The organism is Streptomyces sp. NPDC055966 (genome assembly GCF_042269865.1).
Lineage (GTDB): Bacteria > Actinomycetota > Actinomycetes > Streptomycetales > Streptomycetaceae > Streptomyces.
This window is the reverse complement of record NZ_JBHJYK010000020.1, coordinates 85,141-105,163: the sequence shown is the minus strand read 5'-3', so window position 1 is coordinate 105,163 and position 20,023 is coordinate 85,141. Positions and strand designations below refer to the sequence as shown.

Below are 20,023 nucleotides of genomic sequence, written 5' to 3'. Positions count from 1 at the left end.
CACGCCGCGGGCCGCCTCACCGGCCGATGACCTTGCCGGGGTTGAGCAGGCCGCGGGGGTCGAGGGCGTCCTTGACGGCCTGGTTGAGTGCCATCACCTGCGGGCCCAGCTCGGCGCGCAGCCCTTCCCGCTTGAGCAGGCCGACCCCGTGCTCGCCGGTGACCGTGCCGCCCAGCGCCAGCGCCTCGGAGATGATCTCGTCGAAGGCGGCCTGCACCCGCTCCCGCGCCTCGTCGTCGCCCGGCCGGGTGATGAGCAGCGGATGCAGGTTGCCGTCCCCGGCGTGCGCGATGTTGGCGATGAGCGTGTCGTGGCGCGCGGCGATGGCGTGGATGCGGCCGAGCATCTCGGGGACGGCGGACCTGGGGACGCAGACGTCCTCGGTGAGCACCGGGCCGAGCCGTTCCACGGCCGGGTAGGCGAGCCGGCGCGCCTCGAACAGGGCGTCCGCCTCCTGCGGGTCGGTGGAGCGGTCGGCCCAGGTGGCGCCCGCGTCCTCGAAGCAGCGCAGCATGGTGTCGGCCTCCTCGTCGCCCGCCTTGCCTGGCGCGTCGGTGCGGCCGAGCAGAACCACGTCGGCGTCGGCGGACAGTCCCATCCGCTGCCACGCGTCGACGGCCTGGAGGCAGTACCGGTCGATGAGTTCGAGGGCCGAGGGGACGATCCCGGCGGCGGCCACCGCGGCGACCGCGCGGCCGGCGTCCACGAGGGACGAGAAGTACCCGGCGACCGTGTGCTCCGGCGGGCGGCGGGGCCGCAGCCGGAGCGTCACCTCGGTGATCACACCGAGGGTGCCCTCGGACCCGACCATCAGGCCGTGAGGTCGTAGCCCGCGACGCCCTTGGCGGTACGGCGGCCGACCCGGACGAGTTGCCCGGTGCCGGTGACGAACTCCAGGCCCAGCACGTAGTCGCGGGTGACGCCGTACTTCACACAGCACAGCCCGCCCGCGTTCGTGGCCACGTTGCCGCCGATGGTGGACCAGCGGGCGCTGGCCGGGTCCGGCGGGTACCAGAGGTCGTGCGCGGCGCAGGCGGTGCGCAGATCCTCGTTGACGACGCCGGGTTCGACGACGGCGAGCCGCTCCACCGGGTCGATCCGCCTGATGGCGGTCATGGCCTCGGTGGACAGCGCCACCGCCCCGTCGACGGCGTTCGCGCCGCCGGACAGACCGGTGCCGGCCCCGCGGGTGACCACCGGGGCCGCGTGGTCGAGGCAGGCGCGGACGACCGTCCGCACCTCCTCGGCGGTCCGCGGCCGTACGACCGCCGCGGGCTGTCCGTGGGGCGCCCACGCGGCCTCGTCGTGCGCGTACCCCGCGAGCACGGCGGGGTCGGTGGCGACGCGCCCCTCGGGCAGGTCGCGGCACAGCCGTTCGATCAGAGCGGGATCCGGGAGTTCCTGGGGCATGGCAGCACCGTAACCGGGAAGTGCGGCGCGCTCACGGGTGCCGGCGTGACCGGGCGGTGGCCCCGCCGGGGCTCACGCATGCCCCGTACGCACTGGTGGCCTCCCCGGCCGGCCCACGGCCTGGAGTCGGCCGGCCTGCTGGAGCGCACCCCCCCCTGTCGACTCCCGCGTCATCGGCCTCGCCCACTACGCCGCGCGCGCCGTCCTGGAGGCGGTCCCGCCCCGCACGGCGCTCCGGGACACGGAACGGTTAGTGGAATATTGAACGAACGCGTTCTGTTGGGGCCGTCGAAGGAGGTCACAGTGGAGACGCGAGTGGAGACCACGTACTACGACCACGGAACGCCCGCCGAGCGCTGGGAGCGTGCGCGGCAGTTCTTCGACGCCAGGGACTACGCGGGGGCGGCACGGGTGCTGACCGGGCTGGTCGAGGAGGTGCCGGAGCAGACGGGACCCCGGCTGCTGCTGGCCCGCGCCTACTACCACTCGGCCCAACTGCGCCGCGCCGAAGCCGAGTTGCTGACCATCGTCGAGCGTGACCCGGTGGAGCACTACGCCCGGCTGCTGCTGGGGCGCACGCTCCAGCGGCAGGCCCGGCACGAGGAGGCGGAGCGTCACCTGCGGATCGCCTCGGCGCTCGCGGGCGACCTCCCGCGGGAGTGAACGCAGGACGAGGGCCCGGTTCCGTACGGGGACCGGGCCCTCGGCGCGTGTACCGGGGCCGCCCACGGCACGGTGGCATGGCATCCTGACGCGATGGCACCCTCCCCTGATCACGCGCCGCTCGCCGAGCGGGTCGAGGAACTCCTCGCCGCCGGCGGTCCCTTGCCCATCGTCGCCGCCGGACAGCCCGTGCTGCGGCGCGCCGCCGTGCCGTACGACGGTCAGCTCGGCCCCGCCCTGCTGGCCCGCTTCGTCGAGGCTCTGCGCCTGACCATGCACGCCGCTCCCGGTGTGGGTCTCGCCGCGCCGCAGGTCGGCGTGCCACTGCGGATCGCGGTCGTCGAGGACCCCGCCCCGGTGCCCGAGGAGGTGGCCGTGGTCCGGGGCCGCGTCCCGCAGCCGTTCCGGGTCCTGGTCAACCCGGTGTACGAGCCCGTCGGCGACGCGCGTGCCGCGTTCTTCGAGGGCTGCCTGAGCGTGCCGGGCTGGCAGGCGGTGGTGGCTCGGCACGCCGCGGTACGGCTGCGCGGCCAGGACGAGCAGGGCCGCACCCTGGACGAGGAGTTCGCCGGCTGGCCGGCCCGTATCGTCCAGCACGAGACGGACCACCTCGACGGCACCCTCTACCTGGACCGCGCCGAACTGCGCTCCCTGTCCACGAACGAGGCCGCCGCGGCCCTGTGGGCCCAGCCGGCACCGCGGGCGGCGGCCGAGGCCCTCGGCTTCGACCTGCCGTAGACCCCGACGCCGAGTCACCCGAACTCCGCCCGCCCGGCGGTCAGTTGTCGCGGTACGCCTCCAGCAGCCGCAGCCACACCTCGCTCAGGGTCGGGTACGACGGGACCGCGTGCCACAGCCGGCTGACCGGGACGTGTCCGGCGACGGCGACCGTGGCGGAGTGGATGAGTTCACCGACGCCGGGACCGACGAACGTGACGCCGCGCAGGATCTCGTCCTCCAGGTCGACGACCATACGGGCGCGGCCCTTGTAGCCGTCGCCGTACAGACCCGCTCCGGCGACCGAGGAGAACTCGACGTCGACGGCGCGGACACGGTGGCCGGCCGCTTCCGCCTCGGCGAGGGAGAGGCCGACCGCGGCCGCCTCGGGGTCGGTGAAGACGACCTGGGGGACGGCGTGATGGTCGGCGGTGGCGGCGTGCGCGCCCCAGGGCTCCTCCGGGAGGGGGTGGCCGGCGGCGCGGGCCGCGATGGCGGCACCTGCGATGCGGGCCTGGTACTTGCCCTGGTGGGTGAGGAGGGCGCGGTGGTTGACGTCACCGACGGCGTACAGCCAGTCGGTGCCGGTGACGCGCAGGCTGTCGTCCACGTCCAGCCACGAGCCGGGGGCCAGGCCGACGGTGTCGAGCCCGATGTCGTCGGTGTGCGGGACCCGGCCGGTGGCGAAGAGGATCTCGTCGGCCGCCAGCCGGTCGCCCGCGTCGGTGACCACCACGACCGTGCCGTTCTCCCGGGTCACCGACGCCACGGACGTGCCGGTGCGGACGTCGGCACCCGCGTCGGTGAGCGCCTCGGCGACCAGTTCCCCGGCGAAGGGCTCCATCCGGTTCAGCAGGCCCTTGCCCCGGACGAGGAGGGTGACCCGGGAGCCGAGGGCCTGCCAGGCGGTGGCCATCTCGGTGGCGACCACACCGCCGCCGACGACGATCAGCCGGCCGGGTGCCGCCTCCGCGCTGGTCGCCTCCCTGCTGGTCCAGGGCTTGACGTCGGCGAGTCCGGGCAGGTCGGGCAGTTGGGCGCGGGTGCCGGTGGAGACGGCGACGGCGTGCCGGGCGGTGAGGGTGGTGACCGCGCCGGACGGCGCGGTCACGGTGACCGTCCGGGGACCTGCGAGCCGGCCGTGGCCGCGGTACAGGTCGGCGCCGATGCCCTCGACCCAGGCGACCTGGCCGTCGTCCTTCCAGTGGGAGGTGTAGTCGTCGCGGCGGGCGAGGACCGCGGGGGTGTCGAGCGGGCCCTGGACCGCCCGGTCGAGGCCGGGCAGACGGCGTGCGTCCGCCTGGGCGATCACGGGCCTGAGCAGGGCCTTGCTGGGCATGCAGGCCCAGTACGAGCACTCGCCGCCGACCAGCTCGCTCTCGACGATCGCGGTGGTGAGTCCGGCCGCACGGGTGCGGTCGGCCACGTTCTCCCCCACGGGTCCGGCCCCGAGCACCACGACGTCGTACGCGATGGATTCCGTTTCCGTCATGGGGTCAGTCTGGCGGGTGGTGTGCGCGGCGGCCACATGGGTACGCGCGCGGACACACGGGTGTGCGCCTGCGGACACGCAGGTGTGCGCCTGTGGAATAGGCGGCCTGACAGCCGTGTTTGCGCCGACGGCACAACCCCCACACCGGGAAGTAGGGATTCACACCATGAGCAGCACCGTGGAGCTGACCAAGGACAACTTCGACCAGACGGTCACCGAGAACGAGTTCGTTCTCATCGACTTCTGGGCGTCCTGGTGCGGGCCGTGCCGGCAGTTCGCGCCGGTCTACGAGAAGGCCGCCGAGGCCAACCCCGACCTGGTCTTCGGCAAGGTGGACACCGAGGCACAGCCGGAGCTGGCGCAGGCCTTCAACATCCAGTCGATCCCGACGCTGATGATCGTCCGGGACAAGATCGCCGTGTTCGCCCAGCCGGGCGCCCTGCCCGAGGCCGCCCTGACGGACGTCATCGGGCAGGCGCGGAAGCTGGACATGGACGAGGTCCGCAAGAGCGTGGCCGCCCAGCAGGGCGGCGTGCAGTAGCGCGACCGCGAGCGTACGGCTGCACGGGCCGGGGCCCCGGTCGGGCGGGTCAGGTGGACTCCCGCCGGACGACCGAGGCCCCCAGCACCGTGTGCACCTCCGGCTCGCCGCCGGGTTCGCGCACCGCCCGGTCGACCAGGTCGGCCAGGTCGCGGCCGGACGGCAGGTCGACGTGGACCGTGCTGAGGCGGGGGCGCAGCAGCCGGCCGAGCATCAGGTCGTCGGCGCCGATCACGGCCACGTCCTCGGGGACCCGGACCCCCTCGTCCTGCAGGGCGCGCATCAGCAGCATCGCGTACTCGTCGTTGTAGGCGAACACGGCGTCGAGCCCCAACTCCCGCCACTGGGCGGCGAGTCCGGCGGCGGACGCCTCCGTGTACGCGAGCGGCAGCTCGGTCGCGGCCGCGTCCGTGCCGCGCAGGGCCTCGCGCACGCCGGCGAGCCGGGGCCGCGAGTAGAACTCCAGGCCGGGCTCCCGTGGCACCACGACCCCGATCCGGCGCCGGCCGACGGCGTGCAGATGGGCACCCGCGCAGTGGCCGACCGCGTCGTGGTCCGTCAACAGGGCGTGCGCGCCGTCGACGCGCACGGGGCCGAGCGTGACCACCGCCCGGGCACCGGAGCGCTTGAGGACCTGCACCCCCTGCGGCCCCAGTTCCGCGCCGGGCACCAGGACGGCGACCGGCCGCAACTCGGCCCAGGCGCGGGCGGCTTCGTCGCCGCGTGAGCCGTCCGTGCCGTACTGCACGACGGTGTAGTCCAGACGGCCGAGCGCCTGCTGGAGTTCGTTGAGGAACCCGCTGTAGAGGGGGCCCGCCGGGATCACGGGGGCGGGCATCAGGACCATGCGGCTGTGCCCGGCGCGCAGGCTGCGGGCGGCGGCATGGGGCACGTACCCCAGTTCCCGGGCGGCCTCGTGGACGCGCCGGCGCGTCGGTTCGCTGATCCGTACAGCACTGGTGTTGTTGAGGACATAGGACACGGTCGCGCGGGAGACTCCGGCCAGGCGGGCGACGTCGGCGCTCGTGGGCGTGTTCGGTATCTGCACCATGACAGACCGCATCTTGGCAGAGGCGCGGGGGCCGGGATCGGGCGGGGCGACGTGATTCATCGTTCGACGAAATCCCGTGCGGTCCGGGATTCCACGATCGTAACGAACATGTTCGTTACGAACTTGTTCGCGGCGAACATGTTCGTTACGGTGGATCCATGACCGCTCCCGACTCCCCCGGCTCCCCGCACTCCCCCCGCTCCCGCCGCGAGCGCCCCGCCAAGCCCGCCCTCACCCGGGAGGGCATCGTCACCGCCGCCGTCGCGATCCTGCGCGCGGAGGGGCTGCGCAAGGTGACCATGCGGCGCCTCGCGCAGGAGCTGGACACCGGTCCGGCCTCGCTGTACGTGTACGTCCGCAACACCGACGAGCTGCACGCGGCCGTCCTGGACGAACTGCTCGGCACGGTCGGGCCCGCTCCGGCCGCGGGCGACTGGCGGGAGCGGCTGGAGCGGGTGCTCACCGCGTACACGGCGATGCTCCTGGACCACCCGAGCCTCGCCCGCTCGGCGCTGACCGCACGGCCGAGCGGCCCGCACTATCTGCGGCTCATCGAGACCCTGCTGGAGCTGCTCCACGAGGGCGGGGTGCCGCGCGCGCAGGCGGCGTGGGGCGTCGACCTGCTGCTCCAGCACGCCACCGCGACCGCCGCGGAGCACGCCGGGGAGGAGTCCCCAGCCGACTGGCAGGCGCTGTCCCGCGCTCTGCGCTCATCACCTGCCGACACCCACCCGCGCATCGCCGAGAGCGCCGGCGCCCTGCTGTCCGGCACTCCCGAGGCCCGTCTGTCGTGGGCCTTCCGGACCCTGATCAACGGCATCGAGCGAACGTCGGTGCCCGACTGACGCACCACCTACCAGGAGCCCACCATGACCAGCTCTCCTTCCTCTTCCTCTTCCTCTTCCTCTCCCCTCCCGCACCACCCCGTCGCCGTGGTCGGTGCGGGGCTCGGGGGGCTCGTGCTCGCCCGGGTGCTGCGGGTGCACGGCGTCGAGGCCGCCCTGTTCGACCTGGACGCCTCGGCAGACGCACGGACCCAGGGCGGCATGCTCGACATCCACGACGACTCCGGCCAGGAGGCGCTGCGCGCCGCCGGACTGCACGAGGAGTTCCTGCGGCGGGTCCTTCCCGGCGGCCAGGCCGTGCGGGTGCTCGACCGGTACGGCACGGTCCGGCTGGCCGAGTCCGACGACGGCACCGGCGGCCGGCCCGAGATCGACCGGGGCGAGCTGCGCGCGCTGCTGCTCGGCTCGCTGCCCGAGGGCACGGTCCGCTGGGGCGCCAAGGTCACCGGGGCGCGCCCGCTGGGCGGCGGCCGGCACGAGGTGACGCTCGCCGACGGCACGGCGTTCACCACGGACCTGCTGGTCGGCGCGGACGGCGCCTGGTCCCGGATCCGCCCGCTGCTCTCCCCCGCCCGGCCCGCGTACACGGGGGTGTCGTTCGTCGAGGCGGATCTGCCGGAGGCCGACCTGCGGCACCCGGCGAGCGCGGCGGTGGTCGGCGGCGGCATGCTGTTCGCGCTCGGCGCGGGCCGGGGGTTCCTCGCGCACCGCGAGAGCGACGGCAGTCTGCACGTCTACACGGCCGTCGAGGCGCCGGAGGACTGGCTGGACGGCATCGACTTCGGCGACCCGGAGGCGGCGAAGGCGGCCGTGCTGAAGGAGTTCGACGGCTGGGACGAGCGCCTGCGGGCCCTGGTCGCCGACGCGGACGGGCCCTTGGTGCCCCGGCGCATCCACGCGCTGCCGGTCGGGCACCGCTGGCAGCGGGTGCCCGGGGTCACCCTGCTCGGGGACGCGGCGCATCTGATGTCGCCGTTCGCGGGCGAGGGCGCCAACCTGGCGCTGATCGACGGCGCCGAACTGGGCCTCGCGCTGGTCGCGCACCCCGGGAACCACGAGGCCGCGCTGGCGCGTTACGAGGACCGGATGTTCCGGCGTGCCGAGGTGTCCGCGCGGGAGTCGGCCCAGAACAGTGACCGGCTGCTGCGCGCCGACGCCCCGCAGGGGCTCCTCGACCTGTTCGCCGAGCACTCCTGAGCGAGCGTCAGCGGGGTGGCGGCTCGGTGCGGGTCACCCGGGCGACCAGGTCGGTCCAGCCGGCCTCCAGCCGCTCCATGGGCATCCCGCGCTGGCGGTGCTGATGGTGGATCAGCGCCGGGTCGAGCGAGGCCAGCAGCGTCTGGGACAGCAGGTCGCAGTCGGCGTCCGGCACGATCCGCCGCAGCAGCATCGCGATGTGCGTGCGCCGCGCCCCGATCGCCGGATGCGAGAAGCGCCGGGTGGGGTCCGGCTGGGCGGCCAGCTGGAGGTCGAGCTGCTCGGCGGAGCGGTACAGCACCGCCACGCCGAACGCGCGCAGCCGGTCCAGGGGCGGCGCCCCGGGGCCCAGTGGCGGGGGCCCGCCCAGGAAGTCGGCCTGGAGCTGCCGGTCCGAGTGGTCGAGCAGGGCCATCAGCAGCCCCGTACGGTCGCCGAAGCGGCGGAACACCGTGCCCTTGCCCACCTGGGCCGCCGCGGCGACGGCCTCCATGGTGACGCCGGCCACGCCGTGCTCGGCGATCAGCCGGGCCGCGGCCTCCAGCAGGCGGGCCCGGTTGCGGGCCGCGTCGGCGCGCAGGCACGGCTCCTCGGGGGAGGGCGCGACCTGAAGCAGCTGGGGAGCGTCGAGGGGCTCCTCGGGCGTCGGGAAGGGCGGCAGGGCGGCGGACATGAAGCCAGCGTAAAGCATCGGGAACAGAACTGGACCGCGGTCCGCTTAGGGTGGTACACAATTAAACGGACCCCGGTCCGGATCGTAACAGCGATGTTTCAGCCCCTTGGAGTTCCCATGTCTGTTCGTATCCTCGCGCTCGTCGGCAGCCTCCGCGCCGGTTCGCACAACCGCCAGCTCGCCGAGGCCGCCGTCAAGCTCGCTCCGGAGGGCGCCGAGGTCGTGCTGTACGACGGCCTGGCCGACGTCCCCTTCTACAACGAGGACGTCGACGTCGAGGGCGGCGTCCCGGCCGCCGCCGCGAAGCTGCGCGCGGCCGCCCAGTCCGCCGACGCGTTCCTGCTGTTCTCGCCCGAGTACAACGGCACCATCCCCGCCGTGCTGAAGAACGCCATCGACTGGCTGTCCCGCCCCTACGGCGCCGGCGCCTTCGGCGGCAAGCCCGTCGCCGTGATCGGCACCGCCTTCGGCCAGTACGGCGGCGTGTGGGCGCAGGACGACACCCGCAAGGCGGTGGGCATCGCCGGCGGCAAGGTGATCGAGGACATCAAGCTGTCCATCCCGGGCTCCGTGACCCGGTTCGCCGAGACCCACCCGGCGGACGACGCCGAGGTCGCCGCCCAGCTGACCGAGGTCGTCGCCCGTCTGCACGGCAACGTGGGCGAGGCCGCGGCCGCCTGAGGCCACGGTCACCCGCGAGGGGCGTACCCCACAGGGGGCCGGAGTCCGCTCCGGCCCCCTCTCGCACGGGAGGGGCGACCGCCTCCCGAGGTGAAATGGCTGTGGAAGTCCGGGACTTGAGGTTACCGTTCGGTAGACGTCGTGCCCGGAGCCTCCCGGAGGTGCTGCCCATGACTCCCGACCGTGCCACCGGCCTCGTGGAGACGCGCCGTGCGCTCGCCGATGGGGAGGTGACCTCACGCGCGCTGGTGGAACGGACGCTGGCGCGGATCGAGGCCACGCAGGGGACGCTGAACGCGTTCCGGATCGTGCGGGCCGAGGCCGCGCTCGCCGAGGCCGACGCCGCGGACCGGGAGTTGGCCGCCGGGACGCGGCGCCCGTTGCTCGGGGTGCCGGTGGCGGTGAAGGACGACATGGACGTGGCGGGCGAGCCGACCGCGTTCGGCTGCCGCGGCGACTTCCCGCCGGCCGCCGCGGACGCCGAGGCGGTACGGCGGCTGCGCGCGGCCGGTGCGGTGATCGTCGGCAAGACCAACACCTGTGAGCTGGGCCAGTGGCCGTTCACCGAGGGGCCGGCGTTCGGGGACACCCGCAACCCGTGGCACACCGGGCACACCCCCGGCGGTTCCTCCGGAGGCTCGGCCGCCGCCGTCGCCGCCGGACTCGTGCCCGCCGCGCTGGGCTCCGACGGCGCCGGTTCGGTGCGGATCCCGGCCTCGTGGACCCATCTGGTCGGCATCAAACCGCAGCGCGGCCGCATCTCGACCTGGCCGTGCGCCGAGTCCTTCCACGGGATCACGGTCAACGGCACGCTCGCCCGCACGGTCGCCGGCGCGGCCCTGCTGCTGGACGCGGCGAGCGGCAACCACCCCCGGGACCCGCACCGGCCGGCCGCCCTCACGGTGGCGGACGCCGTCGGCCGCGACCCCGGCCGGCTGCGCGTCGCGCTGTCCCTGAAGCCGCCGTTCACCGCGCTGCCGGCCCGGCTGCACCCGCAGATCCGCACCCGGATCGTCCAACTCGCGGACCGGCTGGCCGCGTTGGGACACGAGGTCGAGGAGGCCGATCCGCCGTACGGGCAGATCGGGCTGGCCTTCCTGCCGCGCGCCACCGCCGGGATCGCCGAGCTGGTCCGCGAGACCCCCGACCCGGCGCTGCTCGATCCGCGCACCCGGGACGCGGCCCGGCTGGGCCGGCTGCTCGGCGGGGTCCCGCTGCGGGCCGCCCGGCGCGCGGAGCCGGTGCTGCACCGGCGGATCGGCCGGTTCTTCGCCTCGTACGACGTGATCCTCGCGCCGACCACGGCCGCTCCCCCGCCCCTCGTCGGCGCGCTGCACCGGCTGGGCGGGCCGGCCCTGGACCGCGCGATGATCGCCGCCTGCCCGTACGCCTGGCCGTGGAACGTGCTCGGGTGGCCGGGCGTGAACGTGCCCGCCGGCTTCGTGGACGGCGGCCTGCCGGTCGGCGCCCAGCTCCTCGGCCCGGCCGGCAGCGAGCCCCGACTGGTCTCCCTCGCCGCGCAGTTGGAAGCAGAGCTGCGCTGGCACGAGCAATGGCCACCGGAGCGGACGGCGAACGCTGCGGCGGCGTGAGGGCAAGGGCACGCTGCCTGCCGGGGTCGTGCGGGAGCGGTCACGCCGTGAGCAGGGCGATTCCCAGGGCGATCAGGGCGGCGACCTTGAGGAGTTCCAGCGCCACGTACCAGAGGTGGCTGTGCGAGGGGGGCAGGTCCTCGCCCGCGATGACGCGGTCGGAGCGGCGGTTGAGGACGGGGCGGACCACGGCGAGCTGAGCGAGGAGCAGCACGGCGACCGCCGTGGTCGGTGCGACGACCGCGGCCGGGGCACCGCCCACCGCGACCGCGACGATCATCACGACCGCCAGGACCGCCTCCACGGCGTTCAGCGCCCGGAACACCAGCCGGCCTATGCCGAGGCCGATCGGGATGGTGACGCCCGGTGCGCGGAACTTCAGCGGGGCCTCCAGGAAGCCGCCCCACGCCCGGCCCGTCTCCGTCGCCGCCGCGCGCGCCTCGGCCGGATCGGCGGAGGCCCACCGGCTCAGCAGGACGCGGGCGGGCAGCCGGTAGTCACGGGCGCCACCGCGGTCCATGCCGGGCCGCACGACGTAGCCGACGGCGGGCCGGCCCGGTCCCGGGGACCGCACGGTCCGGCGCTCGACCAACCCGTCGGCCACGAGGGCGCCCTGGTCTGGCTGCCGCACGGCTCCGCCCGCGGGCTCACCGCCGGTGCGGCCGGGCTGACGTACGTGACCGTGCACCGCCGCCGCCCCGGCATGTCCCTCGGCACGCGCCGGGCCGACGCCTGACCCGCCGGGGCGCTCCCGGGACGCCCCCGCACCCACCGCAACAGCCATTCGACGGGCGCCCGTTGCCCCGTCGCGGCCGACCGCTAGGGTGTGCCCCCGTGAGCACGTTTACCGAAGAGAACGTCCCCGGCCGGTACGGCCCCCACGCCACCACCGAGGCCGACCCGCGCGAGGTCGGCCGGGTGCGCACCGAGTACTCCCCCGCCCACGACGGCGACCCCGACCCCGGCGAGATCGTGTGGACCTGGGTGCCCTTCGAGGAGCACGACGGCCGGGGCAAGGACCGCCCGGTGCTGGTCGTCGCCCGGGAGGCGGCGGGCACCGTCCTCGCCGTCCAGCTGACGAGCAAGCGGCACGACGGCGACCGCGACTACGTGGCGATCGGCAGCGGACCGTGGGACCGCTCGGACCGGGACTCCTGGGTGGATGTGGACCGCGTGCTGCGGCTGCACGAGCAGGGCATGCGGCGCGAGGCGTGCGCACTGGACCGCGGGCGGTTCGACCTGGTCCGCCGGCGCCTGCACGAGCGCTACAACTGGACCTGACCGGCACCGCCGCCGGCCGTCAGGCGTCAGGCGAACGCCCGCGCGAAGGCCTCCCGCACCACCGCTCCCGGCGTCCGGTCCAGCACCCCGAACACCACGTGGCCGAAACTCCCGGCGAACCGGCCGCCGGGTCCGAGCAGGGCCCGGAAGGCGCCCGCGACCTGCGCCGGGTCGTTCTGGAACACGCCGCAGCCCCAGGCACCCAGCACCAGCCGGCCATAGCCCTGGGCGGCGGCCGTCTCCAGCACCCGCTCGGCACGGGCCGCCAGGGCGCCCGGCAACGCGTCGGCGCGCTGCGGTGCCGTACGCCGTACGACGCCCGCGTTGGGGGCGGCCGCGGTCAGGAAGCCCGCGCGGAACGGCTCGGTCAGCAGCCGGCCGCGGTCGTCGCGGAAGACCGGAACGGCCGGAGAGTGGATCACCCGGTCCGTGTAGAACGGGTCGCGGTCGGCGCGGTGGTGATCGTAGAAGCGGCGGGCCGTGAGCAGGCAGGTGTGCAGCGCGGAGGCGCGGCACAGCGCCTCCTCCTGGGCCTGCGCGCCGTTGAGGTAGCCACCGCCCGGATTGCGGGCCGAGGCGAAGTTCAGGACGGCGACGGGAGCGCCGGACAGCCGGCGGGCGGCCTCCAGGCTGCTCTCACCGGTCACCTCGAAGACGGTGCCCCCGCAACCGGCATCCTCGGCGCCCTGCGTGCCGCGCGCGCTCTCGGCAACGGCCTCCCCGGCCGCGGGCGCGTCACCCGTTTGCCGTACGGAGACCGGTTCGGGCCCGAACATCCGCGTCCCGGCCCGCGCGGCCTCGATGTCCGCCGCGAGGAAGACCTCCCGGCCGTCCGGCGCGCGGTACCGGCCCGCGGCCACGATCGCTTCCGTCTCCGCGGCGATCCCGCGCAGGCGTGCGCTCACGGCGCCACCCCCGTGGACGCCGTGACGACCGCCCGCGCGGTCTCCCCCGTCGTGCTCATGCACGCATCCTGGGCGATGCTGGTCGTACGCCGCAACGGAGTTTCCCGCGCCGGAACACCCCGGAGAACGCGCGGGAAACGGATATGACCGAACCGGAACATCCGGTGGGGCACTCTTGTGCGAACCAGCTCCAGGGTCTTGGGTAGAGCGCATGCCTGCCCGGCCCCATGACGAACCGGGCAGATGGCATGGTGGAATCTCAGGAGGATCCCGACATGTCCGACTCGAAGAGTGACGGTGGTGACTGTACGGACCACCGCACCGCCGTCACCGAGGCCGAGGTGGAGGCTCTGGTCCGGGGCATCTGCTTCAAGACCGGGCCGCCGCGCGCGCTCGGTGTCGAACTGGAATGGCTGGTCCACGAGCTGCGCGCGCCGCAGCTCCCCGTGACACCCGAACGACTTCGGGCGGCCTACGCCGCCCTGCGGGCCCTGCCCCTGCGGTCGCCGCTCACCGTGGAGCCCGGCGGCCAGCTGGAGCTGAGTTCGCCGCCCGCCGCCTCCCTGATGGAGTGCATCCGCACCGTCTCCGCCGATCTGGACACCGTGCGCGGCGTCCTCGCCGAGGACGGTCTCACCCTCGTCGGCGTCGGCCACGATCCCTGGCACACCCCGCGCCGGTTCCTGCACGAGCCGCGCTACGACGCCATGGAGACGTGCCTGGACCGCACCGGTCCGGCCGGCCGGCACATGATGTGCTCCTCCGCGTCCGTGCAGGTCTGCGTGGACGCCGGGCAGGAGGAGCCCGGACCGCTCGGACACGAGCGGCGTTGGTGGCTGGCGCATCACCTGGGCGCGGTCCTGGTGGCCGCGTTCGCCAACTCCCCGCTGATCGGCCAGGAGCCCACGGGCTGGCAGTCCACCCGGCAGCTGCTGTGGATGGAGATCGGCGCCGGCCGCGCGGGCGCTCCCCCGCTGCACGGCGACGCCCGCGGCGCCTGGGCCCGGCATGTGCTGGACTCGCCGGTGATGTGCGTCCGCCGGGACGGCGGCGGGCCGTGGGAGGTGCCCGAGGGGCTCACCTTCCGGGAGTGGACCCGCTCCGGCACACCCCGGCCGCCCACCCGGGCCGACCTGGACTATCACCTGACCACGCTGTTCCCGCCGGTCCGGCCGCGCGGTCATCTGGAGCTGCGCATGATCGACGCGCAGCCCGGCGAGGACGGCTGGATCGTGCCGCTCGCGGTGACGGCGGCGCTGTTCGACGATCCGGCGGCCGCCGAGACGGCGTACCGGAGCGTGAAACCGCTGGCGGAGCGGACGCTGCACCGGCCGGCGCCGCACAATCCGCTGTGGACCGACGCGGCCCGCTCCGGGCTCGCCGACCCGGAGCTGCGCGAGATCGCCGCCGAGTGTTTCGCGGCGGCGCTGGAGGCGCTGCCCCGGCTCGGCGCCGACGCCGAGGTGATCGGCGCGGTGGCCGCGTACCGGGACCGTCACGTCGCCCGGGGCCGCAGCCCGGCCGACGACCTGCTGGACCGGCGCCGCCGCACGGAGCCGGCCCGGCCCCACCGCACCGGAAACACGGGAGGCACTCCCCCCGACCACCGCAGGAAGGACATCCGCACATGAGCGCCCCCGACACCGGCACGCACACCGGTACGGCCGAGCCGGACGCCCCGGACAGCGAGGCCCTGCGCGAGCGCGCGCTCGCCTCGCTCGTCACGGCCCGGGACCGCACCACGCTGCTGACGACCTGCGTCGAGGACCCGGACCTGACCGCCCAGCACTCCCCGCTGATGTCCCCGCTGGTGTGGGACCTCGCGCACATCGGCAACCAGGAGGAGCTGTGGCTCCTGCGGGCGGTCGGCGGCCGGGAGGCGATGCGGCCCGAGATCGACGGCCTGTACGACGCCTTCGAGCACCCGCGCGCCGCGCGCCCCTCGCTGCCGCTGCTGCCGCCCGCCGAGGCCCGGCACTACGCGGCCGAGGTGCGCGGCCGCGTACTGGATCTGCTGGAGGGCGCCGACTTCCACGGCTCCCGGCTGACCGAGGCCGGCTTCGCCTTCGGGATGATCGCCCAGCACGAACAGCAGCACGACGAGACGATGCTGATCACCCATCAGCTCAGAAAGGGGCCGCGGGCGCTGACCGCCCCCGACCCCGACCCGGCGCCGACGTTCACCGGCCCGGCCGAAGTCCTCGTACCCGGCGGCCCGTTCACCATGGGCACCTCCGGCGAGCCGTGGGCACTGGACAACGAACGCCCGGCGCACGTGCGGGAGGTGGCGCCGTACTGGATCGACACGACCCCGGTGACGAACGCGGCGTACCAGGCGTTCATCGAGGACGGCGGCTACGACAGCGAGCGCTGGTGGACGCCGGAGGGCTGGGCGCACATCCGGCAGCACGCGATCACGGCCCCGCTGTTCTGGCACCGGGAGGGCGGGCAGTGGCTGCGCCGCCGGTTCGGGGCCACCGAGCCGGTCCCGCCGGACGAGCCGGTGCTGCACGTGTGCTGGTACGAGGCCGACGCCTACGCCCGCTGGGCCGGTCGGCGGCTGCCCACCGAACCGGAGTGGGAGAAGGCCGCCCGGCACGACCCGGCCACCGGCCGCTCGCGCCGCTACCCGTGGGGCGACGCCGACCCGGCGCCCGAGCATGCCAACCTCGGTCAGCGCCACCTCGGCCCGGCGCCCGCCGGCAGCTACCCGGCGGGTGAATCCCCGCTCGGCGTACGGCAGTTGATCGGGGACGTGTGGGAGTGGACGGCGAGCGACCTGCTGCCGTACCCCGGTTTCCGGGCCTTCCCGTACAAGGAGTACTCGGAGGTGTTCTTCGGCCCCGAGTACAAGGTGCTGCGCGGCGGTTCGTTCGCCGTGGACCCGGTGGCCTGCCGGGGCACGTTCCGCAACTGGGACTACCCGATCCGCCGGCAGATCTTCTCCGGGTTCCGCACCGCCCGCTCGGAGGCCCTCTGATGTGCCGTCACATCGCCTACCTGGGGCCGGAGATACGGCTCGGGCAGCTCCTCACGGAGCCGCCGCACAGTCTGGTGCACCAGTCGTGGGCACCGCAGCGCCAGGCGTCCGGGACGGTCAACGCCGACGGCTTCGGCGTGGGCTGGTACGCCCCGGAGGATCCCGTCCCGGCGCGCTACCGGCGGGCCGGGCCGATCTGGACGGACCTGTCCTTCGCCGACCTGGCCCGGGTGGTGCGCTCCGGCGCCGTCCTCGCGGCCGTACGGGACGCGACGCTGGCGGGCGCGGACGCCGAGGCGGCCGCGGCGCCCTTCGCGTCGGGGCGGTGGCTGTTCAGCCACAACGGCGCCGTCGCGGGCTGGCCGGACGTGGCCGCCCCGCTGCTGTCCGCCCTGCCGCCGGTCGACCTGCTGACGCTGGAGGCCCGCAGCGACTCGGCGTTCGTCTGGGCGCTGGTCCTGCACCGGCTGCGCTCGGGCGACGGACCCGGCCAGGCACTCGGCGAAACGGTTCGCCAGCTGGCCGGGGCGGCGCCCGCCTCCCGGCTCAATCTGCTGCTGACGGACGGCGAGACCATCGCCGCCACCCGCTGGGGCGACAGCCTCTGGTACCGCACGGAGCCCGGACGCAGCACGGTCTGCGCCTCCGAGCCGTACGACGACGACCCGCTCTGGCAGGAGGTCCCCGACCGCACCGTGCTCACCGCGAGCCGCGCCGGTGTGCTGCTCGCCCCGCTGGAGGACCCCGCGTCCTCCCCCGCTCTCGACTCCGCCCGAGCGGGGGGACCCCCATCGTCGAAGGAGCCCTGTACGTGAGCCCCCTTCTCGTCACCCGCACCCTGCCCGAGGACGCGACGGACGCCGCGCTGCGCACCGACGTCCTGCACGGCCTGACCGACCACCCCAAGTGGCTGCCGCCGAAGTGGTTCTACGACGCCCGCGGCAGCGAACTGTTCGAGCGGATCACCGAGTTGCCCGAGTACTACCCGACGCGCGCCGAGCGGGAGATCCTCGCCGCCCGCAGCGGCGAGATCGCCGCGGCCAGCGGTGCCCGCACGCTGATCGAGCTGGGCTCGGGCTCCTCGGAGAAGACCCGCCATCTGCTCGACGCGCTCGCGCCCGCGGCGTACGTCCCGGTCGACGTCAGCGAGAGCGCCCTCACCCAGGCCGGGCAGGCACTCGTCGAGGAGCGGCCGGGCCTCGAAGTGCACGCGCTCATCGCGGACTTCACCGCCCCGCTGGAACTGCCCGCCACCCCCGGGCCCCGGCTGCTGGCGTTCCTCGGCGGCACGATCGGCAATCTGCTGCCCGACGAGCGCGCGAAGTTCCTGGCCGCCGTGCGTGCCCTGCTGGCACCGGGCGACGGGCTGCTGCTCGGCACCGACCTCGTCAAGGACGAGCGGGTGCTGGTGCGGGCCTACGACGACGCGGCCGGGGTGACGGCGGCGTTCAACAAGAACGTGCTGGCCGTCGTCGACCGTGAGCTGGACGCCGACTTCGACCCGGACGCCTTCGACCACGTGGCCCTGTGGGACCCCGAGCGCGAGTGGATCGAGATGCGCCTGCGCTCCCGTCTCGCGCAGACCGTGAAGGTGCCCGCGCTGGACCTCGCCGTGGACTTCGCGGCGGGCGAGGAGCTGCGCACCGAGGTGTCGGCGAAGTTCCGCCGCGCCGGGGTGACCGAGGAACTCGCCGACGCAGGGCTGGAGTTGACCCACTGGTGGACCGACGCGCAGGAGCGGTTCGCGCTGTCGCTGAGCATGGCCCGGTGAGCCGGCGGTTCGTCACAGACGGGGGGTCAGCTCCTCGGTGATCCTGCGGGAGGCCCGGCGGGCCTCGGTCTGCGGGTCCGCCCCGGTCAGCACCCGGGTCATGTACCGCTTGATCGGGTTGTCGGCCTCGACGTCGGCCCACTGAGGGGTGCTGGGGGTCGCCCGGCCGTGCGCCGCACCCGCGGCCATGGCGGCGACCCCCTCCTCTCCCGCGACCGCGCCCGCCAGCGTGGTCTTGTTGGGCACGTAGTTCATGGTGCGGGCGAGTTCGGTGTCCCACGTGGCGCCGGTGAGCGCGCCCACGACGGCCGTCGCGGCGAACTGGTCCCTGGTGTTCTGCGGGACGACGAGGTCCGAGCCGCCGGTGAACACCGTGCCGGGCCGCGCGGCGGTCTTCCCGGGCACCGGGAAGAAGCCCAACTTGCCCTTCAGGGACGGGTTCTGCTGCACGATCGACTGGGCGAGCCCCGGTACGGCGACGATCTGGGCGACCCTGCCGCCCGCGAACACCCCGGCCTGCGGCGGGTGTTCCTCGTCGGCGCCCACGGGACCCCGGCCGAGCGCCTGGAGCCGCCGGTAGAAGTCCATGCCGCGCAGCGCGGCCGGGGTGTCCAGGGCGCCCTTCCAGTCGTAGTCCTTCTGCACGGCGAGGTCGCCGCCCTCGTCCCAGACGAACCCGGAGAGTGTGTACCAGTCCTGGCCGGCGAGGTAGATCCCCTGGTTCCCGCCGGAGTCGAGCCGCTCCGTGTCGGCGAGCCACTCCTCGCGGGTCTTCGGCGGGGCGGTGATGCCGGCCGCCTCGAACAGGTCCTTGCGGTAGATCACGACGCGGTTGGCCGCGTACCAGGGAATGCCGTACTGCGCGTTGCCGTCCTTGCCGGGCTCGGCGAGGGCGGGCAGCCACGCGTCCTGGCCCCAGTCCCGCATCGACTCCAGGGTCAGGTCGGCGAGCCGGCCGCCGTCGGCGTACAGCGGCACCTGGGTGTTGCCGACCTCGACGACGTCGGGTCCGTCGCCGGAGGGAGCCTTCAGGGCCGCGCGGACCTTGGCGACGATGCCGGTCCAGTCCTGGATGCGGATGTCGAGGCGCAGGTCCCGGTGGGTGCGTTCGAAGTCGTCGGTGAAGCGCCGGAGGAAGTCCTTGGAGGCGCTGTCCTTCATCAGCCACACGGTGACGGTCGTGCGCGGGTGCGCGCCCGGAAGCATCCCGCAGGCGCTCACGAGGGAACCGGTGGCACAGACGAGGGCGAGCAGACGACGTCTCACGAGGGGTCCTGTTCTGTCTGGCAAGGGGTGCGGACAGGTGTGGGGGCCCGACGTGGGGGGACGAGCGGCGGCGCTCGTGCGGGTGTGCTGGGATTTTGGTATGGACCAATGCGAAGGTCAAGGGGCGGCCCGGGCGGGGATGGGGCACGGTGGAGGATGGCGTGACACGAGAGGAGCGTTCCCATGTCGAATCACACCTACCGCGTCACCGAGATCGTCGGCAGCTCGCACGAGGGCGTCGACCAGGCCATCCGCAACGCCATCGCGCGCGCCGACCAGACGCTGCGCAATCTCGACTGGTTCGAGGTGACCCAGGTCCGCGGCCAGATCGAGAACGGGCGGATCGAGCACTACCAGGTGGGGCTGAAGGTGGGCTTCCGGATCGAGGACGAGGGCTGACGCCCGTCTCTCACGTACGGCCTTCGCGCTCCTGAGCCTCTTGCAGCGCCTCGGACTTCGCGGTCCAGCGTGCCCGTACGACGCCGAACCCGGCGCGCTCGGCGTCGTCACAGACCAGTTCGTCGTCGTCGACGAGAAAGCGGACCTCGCGGCCCTGGGCGAGCCGGCGCAGGATCTCCAGCTTGGTGAACCGGGCGGGCCTGCGGTCGGCGTTTCCGCGCATGAACACCCGTCCCTCGGGCAGCCCGTGGGCCGCGAGCCAGTCCAGCGTGTCGCGCCGGCAGCGCTCGGGCCGGCCGGTCAGATAGACGACCTCGCACTCGCTCGCGCTCGCCACGGCCAGCGCGACGCCCTCGGCGATCGGCGGGTCCTGCGGCGCGGCCGCGAAGAATCCGTCCCAGTTCCGCGGCTTTCCTTCCAGGAAGTGCTGCCGGTGGGCCGTGTCGGCGAGGGTGTTGTCGAGGTCGAACACGGCGAGCGGCCGCCTGCTGCTGTCGGTCACGCCGCCACCCTAGCCAGCGGCCGGCGCCCGGGAATCCCCGGCCCTCCAGAGCGTTGA

Annotated in this window: 20 protein-coding genes and 1 pseudogene; 13 read left to right on the top strand and 8 right to left on the bottom strand. The window is 74.4% G+C overall.

Features of this window, described 5'->3' with window-relative positions; translation table 11 throughout:
• Positions 1 to 16 precede the first annotated feature (16 nt).
• Positions 17 to 1,410: pseudogene (locus tag ACFC8N_RS35345) on the bottom strand (FAD-binding oxidoreductase).
• Positions 1,411 to 1,725: 315 nt separating this feature from the next.
• Here ACFC8N_RS35345 and ACFC8N_RS35340 point away from each other — a divergent pair.
• Both ACFC8N_RS35340 and ACFC8N_RS35335 read left to right on the top strand, forming a co-directional pair.
• Complete coding sequence (locus tag ACFC8N_RS35340; RefSeq protein ID WP_356033037.1) at positions 1,726 to 2,073, top strand: tetratricopeptide repeat protein; 348 nt, start codon at positions 1,726 to 1,728, stop codon at positions 2,071 to 2,073.
• Between the two features lie 93 nt (positions 2,074 to 2,166).
• The gene (locus ACFC8N_RS35335; protein WP_356032960.1) at positions 2,167 to 2,811 is read left to right on the top strand and encodes a peptide deformylase; all 645 of its coding nucleotides are present in this window, start codon (positions 2,167 to 2,169) and stop codon (positions 2,809 to 2,811) included.
• 40 nt (positions 2,812 to 2,851) lie between these two features.
• Here ACFC8N_RS35335 and ACFC8N_RS35330 read toward each other — a convergent pair whose 3' ends face one another.
• Positions 2,852 to 4,282 carry an NAD(P)/FAD-dependent oxidoreductase gene (locus ACFC8N_RS35330; RefSeq protein WP_362819417.1) on the bottom strand — a complete coding sequence of 477 codons (1,431 nt, stop codon included), beginning with the start codon at positions 4,280 to 4,282 and terminating at the stop codon, positions 2,852 to 2,854.
• Positions 4,283 to 4,448: 166 nt separating this feature from the next.
• Between ACFC8N_RS35330 and trxA the strand changes: the two genes are divergently transcribed.
• Positions 4,449 to 4,823, top strand: a complete 375-nt coding sequence (gene trxA / locus ACFC8N_RS35325; RefSeq protein ID WP_356032964.1) for a thioredoxin — start codon at positions 4,449 to 4,451, stop codon at positions 4,821 to 4,823.
• A gap of 49 nt (positions 4,824 to 4,872) precedes the next feature.
• Here trxA and ACFC8N_RS35320 read toward each other — a convergent pair whose 3' ends face one another.
• Positions 4,873 to 5,886 carry a LacI family DNA-binding transcriptional regulator gene (locus ACFC8N_RS35320; protein ID WP_376293043.1) on the bottom strand — a complete coding sequence of 338 codons (1,014 nt, stop codon included), beginning with the start codon at positions 5,884 to 5,886 and terminating at the stop codon, positions 4,873 to 4,875.
• Between the two features lie 146 nt (positions 5,887 to 6,032).
• Here ACFC8N_RS35320 and ACFC8N_RS35315 point away from each other — a divergent pair, with 146 nt between their 5' ends.
• Together ACFC8N_RS35315 and ACFC8N_RS35310 are read left to right on the top strand one after the other, a co-directional pair.
• Complete coding sequence (locus ACFC8N_RS35315) at positions 6,033 to 6,719, top strand: TetR/AcrR family transcriptional regulator (protein WP_362819415.1); 687 nt, start codon at positions 6,033 to 6,035, stop codon at positions 6,717 to 6,719.
• Positions 6,720 to 6,743: 24 nt separating this feature from the next.
• Entirely contained in the window at positions 6,744 to 7,916 is a 1,173-nt protein-coding gene (locus tag ACFC8N_RS35310; protein ID WP_376292926.1) for an FAD-dependent oxidoreductase, read from the top strand.
• A gap of 7 nt (positions 7,917 to 7,923) precedes the next feature.
• On the opposite strand, the gene ACFC8N_RS35305 is transcribed toward ACFC8N_RS35310, so the two are convergent.
• Positions 7,924 to 8,607 (bottom strand): helix-turn-helix domain-containing protein, encoded by a 684-nt coding sequence (locus ACFC8N_RS35305; protein WP_356032972.1) that lies wholly within the window; start codon positions 8,605 to 8,607, stop codon positions 7,924 to 7,926.
• A 99-nt stretch (positions 8,608 to 8,706) separates the two neighbouring features.
• On the opposite strand from ACFC8N_RS35305, the gene ACFC8N_RS35300 reads away from it, so the two are divergent.
• Positions 8,707 to 9,270: an NAD(P)H-dependent oxidoreductase gene (locus ACFC8N_RS35300; RefSeq protein ID WP_376292924.1), complete on the top strand. Its 564-nt coding sequence runs from the start codon at positions 8,707 to 8,709 to the stop codon at positions 9,268 to 9,270.
• Positions 9,271 to 9,440: 170 nt separating this feature from the next.
• Positions 9,441 to 10,862 (top strand): amidase, encoded by a 1,422-nt coding sequence (locus tag ACFC8N_RS35295; RefSeq protein WP_376292922.1) that lies wholly within the window; start codon positions 9,441 to 9,443, stop codon positions 10,860 to 10,862.
• A gap of 40 nt (positions 10,863 to 10,902) precedes the next feature.
• Here ACFC8N_RS35295 and ACFC8N_RS35290 read toward each other — a convergent pair whose 3' ends face one another.
• Positions 10,903 to 11,382 carry a hypothetical protein gene (locus tag ACFC8N_RS35290; RefSeq protein ID WP_376293040.1) on the bottom strand — a complete coding sequence of 160 codons (480 nt, stop codon included), beginning with the start codon at positions 11,380 to 11,382 and terminating at the stop codon, positions 10,903 to 10,905.
• Between the two features lie 314 nt (positions 11,383 to 11,696).
• Here ACFC8N_RS35290 and ACFC8N_RS35285 point away from each other — a divergent pair, with 314 nt between their 5' ends.
• Entirely contained in the window at positions 11,697 to 12,143 is a 447-nt protein-coding gene (locus tag ACFC8N_RS35285; RefSeq protein ID WP_362819410.1) for a type II toxin-antitoxin system PemK/MazF family toxin, read from the top strand.
• 26 nt (positions 12,144 to 12,169) lie between these two features.
• Here ACFC8N_RS35285 and ACFC8N_RS35280 read toward each other — a convergent pair whose 3' ends face one another.
• The gene (locus ACFC8N_RS35280; RefSeq protein ID WP_376292919.1) at positions 12,170 to 13,048 is read right to left on the bottom strand and encodes a TIGR02452 family protein; all 879 of its coding nucleotides are present in this window, start codon (positions 13,046 to 13,048) and stop codon (positions 12,170 to 12,172) included.
• A gap of 275 nt (positions 13,049 to 13,323) precedes the next feature.
• Between ACFC8N_RS35280 and egtA the strand changes: the two genes are divergently transcribed.
• Genes egtA through egtD form a run of 4 tightly spaced genes read left to right on the top strand, consistent with a single transcriptional unit; the run spans position 13,324 to position 17,799 of the window.
• Complete coding sequence (gene egtA, locus ACFC8N_RS35275; RefSeq protein ID WP_356032982.1) at positions 13,324 to 14,679, top strand: ergothioneine biosynthesis glutamate--cysteine ligase EgtA; 1,356 nt, start codon at positions 13,324 to 13,326, stop codon at positions 14,677 to 14,679.
• Complete coding sequence (egtB, locus tag ACFC8N_RS35270; protein WP_376292916.1) at positions 14,676 to 16,028, top strand: ergothioneine biosynthesis protein EgtB; 1,353 nt, start codon at positions 14,676 to 14,678, stop codon at positions 16,026 to 16,028. The genes egtA and egtB overlap by 4 nt, the downstream gene beginning before the upstream one ends.
• Positions 16,028 to 16,843: an ergothioneine biosynthesis protein EgtC gene (egtC, locus tag ACFC8N_RS35265; protein WP_376292913.1), complete on the top strand. Its 816-nt coding sequence runs from the start codon at positions 16,028 to 16,030 to the stop codon at positions 16,841 to 16,843. Before egtB ends, egtC begins: the two co-directional genes overlap by 1 nt.
• The gene (gene egtD, locus ACFC8N_RS35260; RefSeq protein WP_362819405.1) at positions 16,840 to 17,799 is read left to right on the top strand and encodes an L-histidine N(alpha)-methyltransferase; all 960 of its coding nucleotides are present in this window, start codon (positions 16,840 to 16,842) and stop codon (positions 17,797 to 17,799) included. The genes egtC and egtD overlap by 4 nt, the downstream gene beginning before the upstream one ends.
• 12 nt (positions 17,800 to 17,811) lie before the next feature.
• Here egtD and ACFC8N_RS35255 read toward each other — a convergent pair whose 3' ends face one another.
• On the bottom strand, positions 17,812 to 19,065 hold the full coding sequence (locus ACFC8N_RS35255; protein WP_362819404.1) for an extracellular solute-binding protein: 1,254 nt from the start codon (positions 19,063 to 19,065) through the stop codon (positions 17,812 to 17,814).
• A 183-nt stretch (positions 19,066 to 19,248) separates the two neighbouring features.
• On the opposite strand from ACFC8N_RS35255, the gene ACFC8N_RS35250 reads away from it, so the two are divergent.
• Entirely contained in the window at positions 19,249 to 19,464 is a 216-nt protein-coding gene (locus tag ACFC8N_RS35250) for a dodecin (protein ID WP_071382040.1), read from the top strand.
• A 10-nt stretch (positions 19,465 to 19,474) separates the two neighbouring features.
• Here the strand turns inward: ACFC8N_RS35250 and ACFC8N_RS35245 are convergent, their stop codons facing one another.
• Positions 19,475 to 19,966 carry a hypothetical protein gene (locus ACFC8N_RS35245; protein ID WP_362819403.1) on the bottom strand — a complete coding sequence of 164 codons (492 nt, stop codon included), beginning with the start codon at positions 19,964 to 19,966 and terminating at the stop codon, positions 19,475 to 19,477.
• Positions 19,967 to 20,023: the final 57 nt, after the last annotated feature.

Coding starts and splice junctions, on each gene's coding strand:
- ACFC8N_RS35335 (WP_356032960.1), top strand. CDS start 2,167: ATGGCACCCTCCCCTGATCACGCGCCGCTCGCCGAGCGGGTCGAGGAA.
- ACFC8N_RS35330 (WP_362819417.1), bottom strand. CDS start 4,282: ATGACGGAAACGGAATCCATCGCGTACGACGTCGTGGTGCTCGGGGCC.
- trxA (WP_356032964.1), top strand. CDS start 4,449: ATGAGCAGCACCGTGGAGCTGACCAAGGACAACTTCGACCAGACGGTC.
- ACFC8N_RS35320 (WP_376293043.1), bottom strand. CDS start 5,886: ATGCGGTCTGTCATGGTGCAGATACCGAACACGCCCACGAGCGCCGAC.
- ACFC8N_RS35315 (WP_362819415.1), top strand. CDS start 6,033: ATGACCGCTCCCGACTCCCCCGGCTCCCCGCACTCCCCCCGCTCCCGC.
- ACFC8N_RS35310 (WP_376292926.1), top strand. CDS start 6,744: ATGACCAGCTCTCCTTCCTCTTCCTCTTCCTCTTCCTCTCCCCTCCCG.
- ACFC8N_RS35305 (WP_356032972.1), bottom strand. CDS start 8,607: ATGCTTTACGCTGGCTTCATGTCCGCCGCCCTGCCGCCCTTCCCGACG.
- ACFC8N_RS35300 (WP_376292924.1), top strand. CDS start 8,707: ATGTCTGTTCGTATCCTCGCGCTCGTCGGCAGCCTCCGCGCCGGTTCG.
- ACFC8N_RS35295 (WP_376292922.1), top strand. CDS start 9,441: ATGACTCCCGACCGTGCCACCGGCCTCGTGGAGACGCGCCGTGCGCTC.
- ACFC8N_RS35290 (WP_376293040.1), bottom strand. CDS start 11,382: ATGGACCGCGGTGGCGCCCGTGACTACCGGCTGCCCGCCCGCGTCCTG.
- egtA (WP_356032982.1), top strand. CDS start 13,324: ATGTCCGACTCGAAGAGTGACGGTGGTGACTGTACGGACCACCGCACC.
- egtB (WP_376292916.1), top strand. CDS start 14,676: ATGAGCGCCCCCGACACCGGCACGCACACCGGTACGGCCGAGCCGGAC.
- egtC (WP_376292913.1), top strand. CDS start 16,028: ATGTGCCGTCACATCGCCTACCTGGGGCCGGAGATACGGCTCGGGCAG.
- ACFC8N_RS35250 (WP_071382040.1), top strand. CDS start 19,249: ATGTCGAATCACACCTACCGCGTCACCGAGATCGTCGGCAGCTCGCAC.